The organism is Burkholderia sp. BE12, assembly GCF_002959955.1.
Taxonomy (GTDB): domain Bacteria; phylum Pseudomonadota; class Gammaproteobacteria; order Burkholderiales; family Burkholderiaceae; genus Burkholderia.
This window is the reverse complement of sequence record NZ_PREY01000016.1, coordinates 115187-129680: the sequence shown is the minus strand read 5'-3', so window position 1 is coordinate 129680 and position 14494 is coordinate 115187. Positions and strand designations below refer to the sequence as shown.

General features: G+C 68.1%; 13 protein-coding genes. 5 read left to right on the top strand and 8 right to left on the bottom strand.

The features are described 5' to 3' along the window. Positions 1-3 precede the first annotated feature (3 nt). Positions 4-1521 carry a CoA-acylating methylmalonate-semialdehyde dehydrogenase gene (locus C4B30_RS19640; RefSeq protein WP_105132849.1) on the top strand — a complete coding sequence of 506 codons (1518 nt, stop codon included), beginning with the start codon at positions 4-6 and terminating at the stop codon, positions 1519-1521. A 127-nt stretch (positions 1522-1648) separates the two neighbouring features. On the opposite strand, the gene C4B30_RS19635 is transcribed toward C4B30_RS19640, so the two are convergent. The 3 genes from C4B30_RS19635 to C4B30_RS19625 all read right to left on the bottom strand — a co-directional run bounded on the left by C4B30_RS19635 (position 1649) and on the right by C4B30_RS19625 (position 4410). Continuing rightward, positions 1649-2023 (bottom strand): COG4315 family predicted lipoprotein, encoded by a 375-nt coding sequence (locus tag C4B30_RS19635; protein ID WP_105132848.1) that lies wholly within the window; start codon positions 2021-2023, stop codon positions 1649-1651. Positions 2024-2437: 414 nt separating this feature from the next. Next, positions 2438-3370 carry an AEC family transporter gene (locus C4B30_RS19630; protein ID WP_199779076.1) on the bottom strand — a complete coding sequence of 311 codons (933 nt, stop codon included), beginning with the start codon at positions 3368-3370 and terminating at the stop codon, positions 2438-2440. 155 nt (positions 3371-3525) lie between these two features. After that, positions 3526-4410: a LysR family transcriptional regulator gene (locus C4B30_RS19625; RefSeq protein ID WP_105132846.1), complete on the bottom strand. Its 885-nt coding sequence runs from the start codon at positions 4408-4410 to the stop codon at positions 3526-3528. 305 nt (positions 4411-4715) lie between these two features. Between C4B30_RS19625 and C4B30_RS19620 the strand changes: the two genes are divergently transcribed. Further along, the gene (locus C4B30_RS19620) at positions 4716-5093 is read left to right on the top strand and encodes a nuclear transport factor 2 family protein (RefSeq protein ID WP_105132873.1); all 378 of its coding nucleotides are present in this window, start codon (positions 4716-4718) and stop codon (positions 5091-5093) included. A 54-nt stretch (positions 5094-5147) separates the two neighbouring features. Here the strand turns inward: C4B30_RS19620 and C4B30_RS19615 are convergent, their stop codons facing one another. After that, on the bottom strand, positions 5148-5948 hold the full coding sequence (locus C4B30_RS19615; RefSeq protein WP_105132845.1) for a helix-turn-helix transcriptional regulator: 801 nt from the start codon (positions 5946-5948) through the stop codon (positions 5148-5150). 133 nt (positions 5949-6081) lie between these two features. Here C4B30_RS19615 and C4B30_RS19610 point away from each other — a divergent pair, with 133 nt between their 5' ends. Further along, positions 6082-7488, top strand: coding sequence for an APC family permease (locus C4B30_RS19610; protein ID WP_105132844.1), 1407 nt, complete (start codon positions 6082-6084; stop codon positions 7486-7488). A 64-nt stretch (positions 7489-7552) separates the two neighbouring features. Further along, positions 7553-8662 (top strand): DmpA family aminopeptidase, encoded by a 1110-nt coding sequence (locus C4B30_RS19605; protein ID WP_105132843.1) that lies wholly within the window; start codon positions 7553-7555, stop codon positions 8660-8662. Positions 8663-8809: 147 nt separating this feature from the next. On the opposite strand, the gene C4B30_RS19600 is transcribed toward C4B30_RS19605, so the two are convergent. Continuing rightward, entirely contained in the window at positions 8810-9022 is a 213-nt protein-coding gene (locus tag C4B30_RS19600) for a hypothetical protein (RefSeq protein ID WP_027782964.1), read from the bottom strand. Positions 9023-9158: 136 nt separating this feature from the next. After that, positions 9159-11342, bottom strand: coding sequence for an FUSC family protein (locus tag C4B30_RS19595; protein WP_105132842.1), 2184 nt, complete (start codon positions 11340-11342; stop codon positions 9159-9161). Between the two features lie 197 nt (positions 11343-11539). Between C4B30_RS19595 and C4B30_RS19590 the strand changes: the two genes are divergently transcribed. Continuing rightward, on the top strand, positions 11540-12487 hold the full coding sequence (locus C4B30_RS19590) for a LysR family transcriptional regulator (RefSeq protein ID WP_105132841.1): 948 nt from the start codon (positions 11540-11542) through the stop codon (positions 12485-12487). A gap of 92 nt (positions 12488-12579) precedes the next feature. Here the strand turns inward: C4B30_RS19590 and C4B30_RS19585 are convergent, their stop codons facing one another. Together C4B30_RS19585 and C4B30_RS19580 are read right to left on the bottom strand one after the other, a co-directional pair. Further along, positions 12580-12882: a DUF4148 domain-containing protein gene (locus tag C4B30_RS19585; RefSeq protein ID WP_105132840.1), complete on the bottom strand. Its 303-nt coding sequence runs from the start codon at positions 12880-12882 to the stop codon at positions 12580-12582. 246 nt (positions 12883-13128) lie between these two features. After that, entirely contained in the window at positions 13129-14271 is a 1143-nt protein-coding gene (locus C4B30_RS19580) for a porin (RefSeq protein ID WP_105132839.1), read from the bottom strand. Positions 14272-14494: the final 223 nt, after the last annotated feature.

The window sequence follows — 14494 nt, the reverse complement described above, 5'->3', positions numbered from 1 at the left end:
ACGATGAAACACGACAGCAATGTGACCTCCACCGTCGGCCACCTGATCGACGGCAAGCGCGTCGACGGCGGCAGCCGCGTCCAGCCGGTGTTCGACCCGGCGACCGGCGAATCGCACAAGAGCGTCGCGCTCGCCGACAAGCCGACCGTCGAAGCCGCGATCGCGTCCGCGCAGGCCGCGTTCCCGGCATGGCGCAACACGCCGCCGCTGAAGCGCGCCCGCGTGATGAGCCGCTTCAAGACGCTGCTCGAGGAGCACGCGGAAGAACTCTGCGCGCTGATCACGGCCGAGCACGGCAAGGTGCTCGCCGATGCGATGGGCGAACTGCAGCGCGGGATCGAGAACGTCGAATACGCGACCTACGTGCCCGAGCTGCTGAAGGGCGAGCACAGCAAGAACGTCGGCCCCGCGATCGATTCGTGGAGCGAGTTCCAGGCGCTCGGCGTCGCGGCCGGCATCACGCCGTTCAACTTCCCGGTGATGGTGCCGCTGTGGATGTGGCCGATGGCCGTCGCGTGCGGCAACACGTTCGTGCTGAAGCCGTCGGAGCGCACGCCGTCGTCGACGCTGCGCATGGCCGAGCTCGCGCTCGAGGCCGGCCTGCCGCCGGGCGTGCTGAACGTCGTGAACGGCGACAAGGAAGCGGTCGACACGATCCTGACCGATCCGCGCGTGAAGGCCGTGAGCTTCGTCGGCTCGACGCCGATCGCCGAATACATCTACTCGACGGGCTGCGCGCACGGCAAGCGCGTGCAGGCGCTCGGCGGCGCGAAGAACTTCGCGGTCGTGATGCCGGATGCCGACATCGGCAACGCGGTGAACGCGCTGATGGGCGCCGCGTACGGCTCGTGCGGCGAGCGCTGCATGGCGATTCCGCTGGTCGTCGCGATCGGCGACGAAACGGGCGACAACGTCGTCGCGGGGCTGAAGGCCGAGATCGGGAAGATGAAGGTCGGGCCGGGCAGCGGCGCGGGCGTCGACATGGGCCCGCTCGTCACGAAGCAGCATTTCGAGAAGGTGACGGGCTTCGTCGAAGCGGGCGTGGCAGCGGGCGCGACGCTCGTCGTCGACGGTCGCGGCGTGAAGGTCGACGGCCATGACGGCGGTTACTACCTCGGCCCGTGCCTGTTCGACAACGTGAAGCCCGGCATGCCGATCTACCAGCACGAGATCTTCGGGCCGGTGCTCGGCGTCATCCGCCTGAAATCGCTCGACGAGGCAATGGCGCTGATCGACGCGCACGAATACGGCAACGGCACGTGCCTGTTCACGCGCGACGGCGAGGCCGCACGGTACTTCGGCGACAACATCCAGATCGGCATGGTCGGCATCAACGTGCCGCTGCCGGTGCCGGTCGCGTACCACTCGTTCGGCGGCTGGAAGCGTTCGCTGTTCGGCGACCTGCATGCATACGGCCCGGATGCCGTGCGCTTCTACACGAAACGCAAGACGATCACGCAGCGCTGGCCGTCGGCCGGCGTACGCGAAGGGACGGTGTTCAGCTTCCCGTCGAACCGCTGACACGACGCACGCACCGGCTGCATGCGGCCGGTGCGGCGTGCGAAGCTGCCGCGGCCCGCCCCGATCGACGATGGGGGCGGGCTTTTTTACGTCCGTGCGACAGGCGCGGAACGCGGCGAAAGAAGGCTTACGGCGCGACCACGTGCCACACGTTCTTGAAATTGTCGCCGTTGCGCTCGCCCTGTTTCATGTCCTTCGAGAAGAAGTACAGCGGCTTGCCCTTGTACGCCCATTGCGGGCTGCCGTCGTCGCGCTTGAGGATCGTGTAGGGCCCGACCGGTACGTCGGTCGCGCTGGCCTTGTACGGCGGCCAGAGGGTTTCGCATGGGCCCGTACAGGCGCTGGTGCCGGCGTTGGGCTTGTCTTTGTCGAACGTATAGACGGTCATTCCGTTCGCGGCGACGAGCGCGCCGTTTTCTTCCTTCGTGATGGATCCCTGGGCCGTGGCCGAAGCTGACGCAATGGCGAGCAGGGCGGAGCTGACGAGCAGCGCGGCTTTCATGAGTGCCTCCTGTCATCCGGTGGGCGGCGGTGATCATGCGCACGGGCGAGCGGGCGCGACGATCGCGATGAGTGGTGCCGGAGCGCCGTGCCGTTGCCGCCGGTGCGAGCGACTCGGGGCCGGATGGCAGCGAACGGGGCGCTTCATTCACGATAGGCGGTTTTTGGCAGGGCTGCGAGAAAGTCGGGACGCGTATCGGCGGCGCGTAGGCGTCGCGCAACGGTGCTGCGAGTGCCGTCGCGATTCGGTATTCGGATCCGTCCCCGAGCCTGCGCGGCGTGCGTGTCGGCCCGAACTCGCGGATGCCGGGAGCGCCCAGCGCGATGGTCGCCCCGATCTAGCGGTCATTCGGTTTCGGCAGCTGCCTTCGAATTTCCATGTCAGCGTGACCCAGCAGAGTTCGGCGCCGTGCCGTCAGCGAAATACCGGTGCCGACGCGAGCGCCGTCAGCACGACCGGCATCGCCAGCGCCGCGGCGACGGTCTGGAACGCGGTGATGCCGGCCATCAGCGGCGCGTCGCCGCCGAGCTGACGGGCCATGATGTACGACGCCGACGACGTCGGCAGCGCCTGGAACAGCAGCGCGACCGTCAGCGCCGCATCGCCGAGCCCGCACAGGCGGCCGGCCGCGAGCGTGATCAGCGGCATCGCCATGAACTTGAACGCCGACGCGACGCACACCGGCTGCAGCCATGCACGGGCCGCATCGAATTTCAGCGCCGCGCCCACGCACAGCAGGCCGAGCGGCATCGATGCGGCGCCGAGCGCGCGTACGGCCGGCTCGACGGCAGCCGGGAACGCGACACCGCCGGCCTGCATCGCGATGCCGAGCGCGCATGCGACGACGAGCGGATTCGACAGGATCTGCCGCACGAGCGCGCCCGCACCGAGCCGCGTGTCGCCATACCGCGCGAAGACCAGCACGCACATCAGGTTGACGGTCGGGACGATCGCCGCGACGCATACGGCCGCGAGCGCGATGCCTTTTGCGCCGAACAGCCCGGCGGCGAGTGCGGTGCCGACATAGTTGTTGAAGCGCACCGCGCCCTGGAACACGGACGTGAAGCCGGCGCCGTCGACCCGGACGAACCGACGGACCAGCAGGAGCAGCGCCGCGGCGACGGCGGTCGAGCCGACCAGCGCTGCCGCGAGCGGTAGAACGGGCAGCGATTGCAGTCGAGCGCTCGCGAGGCCGTTCGCGAACAGCGCCGGCAGCAGCACGTAGTAGCAAAGCCGCTCGGCCTGCGGCCAGAACGCGTCGGCGATGAAACCCGTGCGCCGGAGACCGTGGCCGAACGCGACCAGCAGCGCGACCGGCGCCAGCGCGAGCAGGATCGGGCCGATCATCGGCGCGCCTTCATGCCGGCAGCGGGCAGCGGATGGCAGGCGGAGCGGCGGGGAATCCATCCGGCGGGCAACATGGCGACTCGCAATCGAAAGAGTGACGATGCCGCCAAGTTAACACGCGAAAGCAACAGGAATAATTGTGAATTATCGGGTGTTCAATGAGAAATTCTCATCGACGATGCGGCGACTTCGGCGGCCAGCGCACGCGCGAAACGCTCGGCCGGACGCGACTGGTGTTCGAGCAGCACGACCGCGCGCCCCATCTGCGGCTGGCCGAACGGCAAGCGCGTGACGGGCGGCAGGCGCGCGAGCGTCGCATCGGGGAGCGCGACGATCGCGGCGCCGAGCCCGCGCGCCACCATGCGCGCGATCGTTTCCGCGCTGTCCAGCACCATCTCTTCACGCACGCGCACGCCGATGCGGCGCAGCTCGGCGGCGATCATGCGGCCGGCCCAGGCCTGCGCGTCGAAGCGGATGAACGGCAGCGCTTCGAGCAGCGCGCCCGCGTCGCGTTCGGCATGGTCGGGCGGCGCGAGCAGCCAGAAGCGATCTTCGTACAGCGTGGTCCACGTCAGTTCCGCCGGATGCGGGCGCACGGGGCGTGTCGTGATCGCCGCATCGAGTTCGCCGGCCGCGACGCGGTTCGCCAGCTCGGCCGACATGCCGGCCGACACGTGCACGCGCAGCGACGGATGCGAGTTGCGCAGCGCGAGCAGCGCGTCGGGCAGCGGGCCGGACAGCGCGGTCTGGATCGCGCCGAGCCGCAGGCGGCCGACGAGTTTCTTCTCGTCGCTGAGCGCGTCGGGAATCCGGTCGACCATCGCGAGCACCTGCTCGGCCTGCGCGAGCAGGATGTTGCCGGCTTCGGTCAGCACCGGTTGCCGGCGCGAACGGTCGAACAACTGCACGTCGTATTCGCTTTCCAGTGCCTTGATCTGCAGGCTCACCGCCGACTGCGTGAGCCCGATGGCTTCGCCGGCGCGTGCGAAGGTCCGGTATCGGGCGATGGCGACCAGCGTTCTGAATGCGCGTAGTGACATGGACGAAGTGACGTTGGCAACGAGGGCGGCATGCGGATTGCGCGCAAGACGGCGGCAGCGTTCGCGTGACACGCCGCACCGGTGCGGCGGGCTCGGCGAGAACCAGCGGATAAAGCTGCCGGCGAATTCGCGGACATCATGCCCGTGCCCGTCGAATCGGGCAACCGCGGCATGGCAGGCTTACGATGGAAAGCGCGGGCTGCCGGCCGATGCGGGTTCGCGTGGACGGCAACGGACGCGTTCCGCCGAAACATCCGCACCGGGGCGCGCGGGGCTCACACCGATTCTTCGAGGAGGACACGACGATGCTTCAGAACCCGGGCGACGTTGCGCGCGCAAGCTACCGCGCGTATGCCGACAAGGACCGCGACGCGATCGAAGCGCTGATCGCGCCGGATTTCCATTTCACGAGCCCGCTCGACAACCGGCTCGACCGCGACACGTATTTCCGGCGCTGCTGGCCGAACAGCGTGGCGCTGGCGCGCTTCGATTTCGTCGACGTTGCCGTTCACGGCGAGCACGTATTCGTCGTGTACGAGGCGGAAACGGCCGACGGCAGACGGTTCCGGAATGCGGAGCGGGTGCGCGTGCAGGGTGGGCAGATCGTCGAGGCCGAGGTGTATTTCGGCTGGAACGTGCCGCACGATGCGCCCGACGGTGGCTCCGTCGAACCGCGCGGTTGAGCGGCGGCCGGGAGCTGGCGGTTCATCCGGTGCCACGCGTCCCGATCGATGCGCTCATCCAGCCGCATCGTCCCCCAACGCCTGGATGAACCGCGAAAACAGCTCCGGTTGGGACGAAATCCCGAGCTTTGCGTACAAATGCCGCCGATGCACCTTCACCGTTTCGGGTGAAATCGCGAGCCGCTCGGCAATTGCCTTCGACGAATTGCCGCGCAGCACCATGCGTGCGATCGACATCTCGCGATCGGTCAGCACGCCCGCTCCGAAGCGGGCAAGCGCCTGCTCGACGCGCGCGCCGAGATCGGCATCGGGCGTCGCGCGCGCGGCGTCGCCCACCAGCCGCCAATGCTGCCGGATCGTCGCGAGCACCCACGGCATCGCGGCCGTCAGCTTGCCGAGCGGCTCGACGTCGAAGCGCGTCGAGGCACCGAGCGACAGCGACAGCAGCGTGTCGGCATTCGGCCGCACGAGAATCTGGATCTCGTCGTCGCCGACCGCGTCGCGGAAATAGCTCAGGAAATACTCGCTCTGCCGGAACAGGTCGGGGGCGACTTCCTCGAGCCGGTAGCAGCCGTCGGCGAGCCCGTCGTGCGCGGCCTGCAGGAACGGATCGAGCAGATATAACCCGTTCAGGTAAAGCGGCACCGGCGACGCGGTGTCGGTCCCGCCCGTGTCGTATTCGTCGAGCACGAGCGGCACGCCGTCGCGGCCGATCGCGGTCGCGAGCGCGTTGTCGAACGGCGCCATTTCGTTGAGCAGCAGCACGAGGAACCGCCAGAAGCGCGGCTGGTCGAGATGATCGATCGCGCGGCCAAGCGCCTGGTGCATCGCGATTTCGGAAAAGAGACGATCCATACCACCACCGGAAGGGCGTAACACGAAGGGGGAATAGCGGTCCTGAAATTGGCTTCCTAGACTGCCAGGCAATCAATCGGGCCCGAGTATGGGCGTTCAAAAAACGGCAGGATAGGAGCGACAGGAGAACGAAATGGCGATGATGTCGGAATCGACGGGCAGCCTGCAAGCGGCGCCTGCAACGGAAGACGCGCCGCGCGCGCTGTCGCAGACGCTCAGCGTGCGCGATGCAGTGATGATCACCGTATCGGGCGTGACGCCGGCCAGCTCGATCTTCGTGATCGCGCCGTTCGCGATCCAGCAGGCCGGCAGCGGCGCCGTGCTGTCGTTCCTGCTCGGCGGCGTGCTCGCGCTCGCGTTCGCGCTCTGCTACGCGGAACTCAGCGCCGCGCACCGCAGCGCGGGCGGCGAATACGTGATGGCCAAGCGCGTGTTCGGCACGCTGCCCGGCTACCTGACCTTCATCACGGTGCTGTCCGTCAGCGTGTTCATCCCGGCCGTGCTCGCGAGCGGCGCCGCGCCGTACCTGAACAACGCGCTCGGCACGCACTTCAGCAACCAGTCGGTCGCGCTGACGATCGTGCTGCTCAGCTATCTGCTCGGCATGCTGAACATCAAGACGAACGCATGGATCACCGGCGCGTTCCTGGTCGTCGAAATCGGCGTGCTGATGCTGATCGCGGGGCTCGGTTTCGGGTCGCCGCATCGCGGCGCCGACGTGCTGATCGCACCGGTCGTCGCGAGCGGCAATGCGCTCGTGCCGGCGACGCTCGCGGCCATCGTGCCCGCGATCGGCACCGCGATCTTCTGCTACAACGGCTTCGGCTCGGCAGCCTATCTCGCGGAAGACCTGCGCGGCGGCAACCGCAACGTCGCGAAGGCGGTGATCTATTCGTTGCTCGTGATCCTCGTCGTCGAACTGGTTCCGCTCACCGCGATCGTGCTGGGTGCGCCGTCGCTGACCGAACTGACGAAGAGCGCCGATCCGATCGGTTATGTCGTGCGCTCCCTGAGCAACCCGGTCGTGTCGCGCGTGATCAGCGGCGGCATCTTCCTGTCGGTGTTCAACGCGATCATCGCGATCGTGATCACGATGGGCCGCCTGCTGTACAGCAGCGGCCGGCATGCGCTGTGGTCGCGCACCTGCAACCGCGCATTCTCGACGATTCATCCGCGCCTCGAGTCGCCGTGGCTTGCGACGATCGCGCTCGCGATACCGTCGGCCGGGCTCGTGTTCGTGTCGAGCCTCGACGAGTTGACCGCGTTCACGGTCGACCTGCTGCTGCTGATCTATCTCGTCGTCGGGCTGGCCGCGCTCGCGAGCCGGTTCGTGCGCCGCGACGTCGAGCATCACTACCGGATGCCGCTGTGGCCCGTGACGCCGCTCGTCGCGGTGGCGGGCGCCGCGTATACGCTGGTCACGACCCTGGCGACGGCGACGAAGCCGACCGACCTGATCATCATCGCGGGGCTGCTGGTCGCGGCACTCGTGATGTACGTGGCGTGGGCGCGTCACAGCGAAGCGTTCCGCGCGCTCTGAACACCGGATCGACATCTTGTACCACCGACACATCGAACCATTGAAAGACGGGAGGAATCGAATCATGCGCACGAGGGATCTCGGCATCCGCATCGGACTCGGCACGCCGGGCCGCTTCAACGCGATCACGGACGTACCGGGCGTGCGGGTCGGACATTGCACGCTGAACGTCGAGAACGGCGACGCGTCGATCCGCACGGGCGTCACCGTCATCGAGCCGCGCGCGGGCGCCGTGCACGATTCGCCGTGCTTCGCGGGCGTGCACGTGCTGAACGGCAACGGCGACGCGGCCGGGCTCGAATGGATTCGCGAAGCCGGTCTGCTGACGACGCCGATCGCCTATACGAACACGCACAGCGTCGGTGCGGTACGCGACGCGCTCGTCGCGAACGAACGCGAAGCGGCGGCCGGCCGCGTGTACTGGTGCATGCCGGTCGTGATGGAAACCTACGACGGACTGCTGAACGATATCTGGGGGCAGCACGTGAACGCCGCGCACGTCCAGCGCGCGCTGGCTGCCGCCCAGTCGGGGCCGGTTGCCGAAGGCGGCGTGGGCGGCGGCACGGGCATGATTTGTCACGAGTTCAAGGGCGGCATCGGCACCGCGTCGCGCGTGCTGGCGAGCGATGCGGGCGGCTGGACCGTCGGCGCGCTCGTGCAGGCGAATTACGGCGTGCGCGAGATGCTGCGCGTGGCCGGCTACCCGGTCGGCGAAGTGCTGCGGCACGTGCATTCGCCGTTCCGCGAAGCAGAAGCGAAAGGCGAAGCCGGCATGGGCTCGATCGTCGTCACGCTTGCGACCGACGCACCGTTGCTGCCGCATCAATGCACGCGTCTCGCGCAGCGTGCGAGCGTCGGGCTCGCCCGCGTGGGCGGCGGCACCGAGGATTCGAGCGGCGACATCTTCCTTGCGTTCGCAACCGGCAACGACGGCTTGCCTGCCGCGAACTACGGCAGCAAGGGCACGCCGACCACCGACGTACGGATGGTCAACAACGACCATATTTCCGCGCTGTTCGTCGCGGCGGCGGAAGCGGTGGAGGAGGCGATCGTGAATGCGCTGGTCGCGGGCGGCGACGTCGCGTCGCGCGGGACGCGGGTCGAAGGGCTCGGGCAGGCGCGCTTGCTGGATGCGTTGCGCGAAGTGGGCTGGCGGCCGGGGCGCGGCGCCTGAAACGGCAAACGCCGCTTCAAGCGAAGCGGCGTGCAGCAGGACGGCGATGCGGCGACCGGCCGGACCGCCGTCCGCCCGCGCATGTCGTGCATGCGGTGCGGGCGATGTGGACGATGCGGGCCTGAGCGCGACGACGCGGCGCCATGCTCAACTGCCGAAGTAGATGTTGCAGAAGCTGACCGGACCGACGCAGGCGTTCGGGTCTTCCTGCTTCGATTGCGCACGATCGACGCGGCCGGCGGCCTTGATCGCCTCGGCGCGGTTCGCCTGTTGCGGTGCGACGTCTGCCGGCGCCGGCTGTGCGTGGGCGAGCGCAGCGGTGAGCGACAGGGCAACGAGGGCGAGGTGCAGCGGCTTCATTTGGGTTCTCCTGGGTGAGTGCCAGTCTCGCTGGCAGTGAGGAAACTATAGGCTCGCACTGCTTAAAGATTAATCACCGCGGCTGCAGAGCTTATTTCCATCCGGAACAACGATCCCGTTGCGCGCGCACCGGTCTTCAATGGCGATGCCGATTGAACGGCGCGTCCTTGTCGAGCAGCGCGCTGCGCATGAAGTGCAGGCAGCCGACGATTCGCTGCACGTTGCGACGCGCGTCGGGCACCGCGTACCACGCCTGCAGCGCGTGCTGCGCGGCGCGGATCGCGAGATTCACGGCTTTCAGCGTGCGCGCATGGTGGCCGGGCGTCGGATCGTCGAAGAAGCGCGGCAGTTCGAGCAGCACCGCATCGATCGAACCGGTCCAGCGCAGCGTCTGCGGCGGTTTCGATGCGCGGAACGTGTGCAGTTCGTCGCGCAGGTCGATGATCGCGTGGCCGACCTCGAGCGTCGACAGCATCCAGCGCAGTGCATCGCGATGCTGCCGCGTGCGGCGCACCAGCAGCGTACGCAGTTGCGCCATCAGGTCGTGCGTGCTCGACTGGAAGCGCTGCGCGAGGCCGTCCGGCGCGCCTTCGCATGCAAGCGTCACCTGGCGGCGCAAGTCGTGCGCGATCCGGCCGGTGAGCCAGGGTGTGTGCGTCGGGAACACGACGGCGAACACGAGCGCGCAAGCAAGCATCGCGACGACGATCGCGAGCCCGTTGTTGATCAGCACTTCGGGCGTATACGCGATCGCGTTGTCGGGGCCCGCGAGCAGGCAGAAGAACACCGCGAAGCCGATCCCGTAGCCGGACAGGCCTGGCCGCATCGCGAGAAACGCACCGAGGCCGAGCACCGGCGCGAGCGCCGCGCACAGCAGCGGAAAGCCGTCGATGTTCGGATAGACGTAGCACAGGAACAGGTAGCCGACCGCGGTCGCGAATGCCGCACCGACGCCCATCTGCGCGACGAACCTGGGCGCGCGCGGCGAGGTCGAGCTGAGCGCGCATGCGATCGCGGTGGCGATCACCGCGAGCGAGCCGCTCGGCCATTCGGACGCGATCCAGAACGCGCTCATCGCACCGACGGCAACCACCGTGCGCAGGAACGCGAAACCGACGAAGAACGCGTTGGTCTTCACCGCGTAATGGGTGACCGAGCGCTCGAACGCGTGATCGTCCTGATCGAGCGACGCGTAAGTGTCGACGTAGCCCAGATATTCGCCGATGAACCGGTACAGCAGCTCGATCGCGGTATCGAAGTCGAGCAGGCCGCCGGCCGCATGGTCCTCGATGACCCGCCGCGACGCGCGCGCGGCCTTCGGCAACGCACCGTGAAAGCGGCGCAGTTCGAGCAACGCACCGGTGGCCGGTGCGAGGCCGCGCCGGCGTTCGTCGCGCAACGCGGCGAAGCGCGATGCGAGCGCATCGACGTGCGGCGCCAGTGCGTCGAGCACCGCATCCGAGCGATTCGCGCGCAGCCGTTTGACGAGCTGGTGCAGCGCATGCAGCCGCGTGCATGCATTCATGAACTCGCTGTTGAGGCGCGCAAGCCGGCGGCTGCGCGCGCGAATGTGCGGATCCTCGAACGACGCGAACGCGCGGTTGGCTTCGAAGCCGACGATGTCGTCGACGAAATCGGCGAAGCGTCGCTCGAAATCGCCGCGCGCGACGTCGCCCGACAGCGCGCCGGCGGTGAACGCGGCAAACGTCGCGTGGCGCGCGCTCAACGAACGCATCAGCGCCTTCGCGGAGCTCAACGGCAGGATCAGCGCGCTGACCGCGCCCGAGCACGCGATGCCCAGCGCGACTTCCGCGGCGCGCGTGAGCGCGGACTGGAACAGCGTCTGCGGCGTCATCACGGCCGGCAGGCCGATCAGCGCGGCCGTGTAGCCGGCGAGCACGAAGCCGTACCAGCGGAAGTGGCGGTTGCGCACCGCCAGCGCGATGCAGCCGCCGATCCACAGCGTGATGCCGGCCATGTACAACTCGGGCTGCTGCGCGAACAGCCCGCCGAGCGCGAGCGCGCCGACGAGGCCGGCCGCCGTGCCGAGCACGCGGTAGAAACTCTTCGCGAACACCATGCCCGACAGCGGCTGCATCAGCACGAATACGGTCGTCATCGCGGTGCGCGGCTGCGACATCTCCAGACGCATCGCGATGCCCATCGCCAGCAGCGCCGCGAGTACGGTTTTCGCGAGGTGCAGCCAGATCAGCCCGTCGGTCGCGGCCCAGTCGCGCGCCGCGTTGCCGAGCGGATCGAGCCATTTGCTCCATCGTGCCGGTTCGATGGACGGTCGCTCGATCGCAGGTTGTGGCTTCATGAGGGGGGCCCAAGAGGGGCCGGGCGGGGTGCCGCGGCGCGTCCGGACGGGTCCGTTCGACTGGTGAGGCGCCGATTGTAGGAGCGCGGCGCCCGCGCATTAACGCAGTTGCCGGGAAACGATAGTTGCAGCCGGGGTAACAATCTGTCGCATCCGCTGGAGGAAAATGGCGGCTCCGCTACAGGTCGCTCACAGGAATGGATACCCTACAAAACATGCGGGTGTTTTCGCGCGTCGTCGAGACGGGCAGCTTCACCGCCGCCGCGCAATCGCTGAATTCGACGACGGGCGCGATGTCGCGCGCGGTGTCGGAGCTCGAGGCGCGCCTGCGCACCCGTCTGATGAATCGCTCGACGCGCCGTCTCGCGCTCACGTCGGCCGGCGAAAGCTATCTGCGGCGCTGCCGCCAGATCCTCGCCGACGTCGACCGCGCGGAAGAAGAGGCGAGCTGCGCGCACGAGCGCCCGGCCGGCGTGCTGCGCATGCACAGCTTCGCGAGCGTCGGTCACCACTACGTGATGCCCGCGCTGACGCGCTATCACGCGCAGTACCCGGACGTATCGATCGAGCTGTCGCTGTCGCAGCGCATGCCCGATCTGTTCGATGGCACGAGCGACATGGCCGTCGTCACCGCATCGTCGCTGCCCGATTCGGAACTCGTGTCGCACCTGCTCGGCTCGACGTTCAGCATTCTGTGCGCATCACTCGATTACGTGAAACGGCACGGCGTGCCGGTCCGCCCGCAGGATCTCGCCGCGCACGCGTGCCTGACGCTGTGTACGCCGGCGTTCCCGACGCACGAATGGGTGCTCGAAGGGCCCGAAGGCGTCGAGCAGATCCACGTCGCCGGGCCGGTGCAGACCAATACCGCCGAATCGCTCGCACTCGCGATCCGCGACGGCATCGGAATCGGCATGCTGCCGCTGTATTCGGCGATCGACGCACTGCGCGACGGCACGCTCGTCCGTGTGCTGCCCGCGCATATCCTGCAGAAGATGAACGTGTATGCGCTGTACCCGTCGCGCCGCTTCGTCGATGCGAAGGTGCGGACCTGGGTCGAGATGCTGCGTGCCCAGGTGCCGGCGATGATCGCGCGCGACGTCGAGATGCTGAACGCGATCGACCGCGAACCGCGGGCCGCCTGAACGCCGTGCGCGCATCGGCGCGTTCGTTGTTTCATGCAGATGCCGAATACGCGTCGCTCGCAATGCATGCTCGATGCGGGCGACGCACGCCGTCACCGCGCGGGCTTCGCCGCCGTGCCCGATTCGGTTGCCGGCTCGCCGGCCGGGCCGTAGGCGGCCTGCGCCGCTTTCCGCTCGGCGAGACGCTTCGCCTGCAGTCGTTCCTGCGCCGCCAGGATGTCCTCGGGATAGTTGCCCACTTCGCCGCGCGCCGGGTTGTAGCCGACCGATTCGAGATCGATCAGCTCCTGCAGCACCTGCGCACGCGTGACGGGCGACTTCGCCTGCTGGGCGAACGACAGGGCCGGTGCGGCAAGCAGGACGGCAGCGGCGGCGGTAACGACGAGCGATTTCACGAGATTCTCCTGGTACGGGGTAGGCGGCCGGAGCGGCGCGCGTCACGCGGCTGCGACCTTCGACGTTCAGTCTACGTAGCGCTTGCACGCGCAAACACCCCGATTCCAGGAGGGCTGCGTTCCAGAAGGAACAACATTGGCGGCGCCCGTCCGCGGCGACCGAACCCGTGTGCGGACACGGGCGCCGTGCATACGGGCGCCGTGCATACGGACCCGGCGCGGGCGGGCGCCGTCGCGCGATGCCGGTCAGAACCGCGTGCGCATGCCGATCGTGCCGACCACCTGGTTCGCCGTGCTCGATGCGCCACCCGACGTGTTGATGAATGCCTGATAGCCGCGGCCCGACGCATGCTGGAACATCGCTTCCGCGTACAGGTCGGTGCGGCGCGACAGCTTGTACACGGCCTGCAGGTCGACCTGATGCCATTTCGGATCGGTCCCGTGCTTGGTGTCGGGATTCGACACGCTGGCGTCCGTATAGACATAGGCCGCGCCGACGCTGACGGCGGGCGTGACCGCATAGCGCACGTTCACGTCGTAGTTGTTGAACGCGATCTGGCCGCTGGAGCCGAACGAGCCCGTGTTGTCGTACTGCGCGCGCGTGTAGACGAAGCTGGCGGTCGCCGGGCCGAACACGTAGCTGACGCCGCCGCCGTAGGTGCGCATGCGGTCCGAGCCGATCGACCAGCCGCCCTGGTTCAGGCTCTTCGCTTCGGCCGAATCGGTCGCGCCGGGGCTCGCGCTCGTCGAGCCTTTCGTGCCGTTCATCTGCAGGTAGGCGCCGGCCAGCTTCAGCGGGCCGTTCGTGTAGCTCGCGGCCACGCTGTATGCGCGGTTCGCGCTGAAGTTCGCCGAGTTGGAGAACGCGTACAGCGCGCCGACCTTGAAGCCCGCGATCGTGTCGCTCGTGTACTTGACCGCGTTGTTGACGCGCAGCGAGTGGTTCAGGTTGTCGTTGTCGAACGGATGCGCGAAGCCCGTATCGCCGAAATCGCCGGCCGTCGCCGACAACGGCGCGACGAAGTCGACCATCGTGTCGTACTGGCGGCCGAGCGTCAGCGTGCCGTAGCCGGCGCGGCTCAGGCCGACGTACGCGTGCCGGCCGAACAGCTTGCCGTCCTGGCCGAGCCCGCCGTTGTTCGCGTTGAAGCCGTTTTCGAGCACGAACAACGCCTTCAGGCCGCCGCCGAGATCCTCGGTGCCGCGCAGGCCGAAGCGGCTGCCGTTGATCGTGCCGGTCGCCATGCGCCACTGCGACGCGCCGTTTACGTTGTTGGTATAGGCGATGCCGGCGTCGATCAGGCCGTACAGGGTGACCGAACTTTGCGCGTGGGCGAGCGGCGCGAACAGGGCGGCGGCGCACGCGCCGGCGATCAGGGTTTTTTTCATCGTGAAGCTCCTGCGTGTGGGACTGGAAACCAAAGTTCGGCGCAAGTATAGAAATGCGCGGCACGCGCAGGGCCCCGGCGGCCGCGAGCGCACTGTTCCGGATTCGGCAAGAGTCGTTCACAAAACCGACACGACGAGGTGCGCGCGCGCCGGGCAGGCGGTTCTTGCTCGGCGGCCGGCACGCGGCTTCCGTCCGGCGCGGCCCGGCTGTCGTGTCGATGCA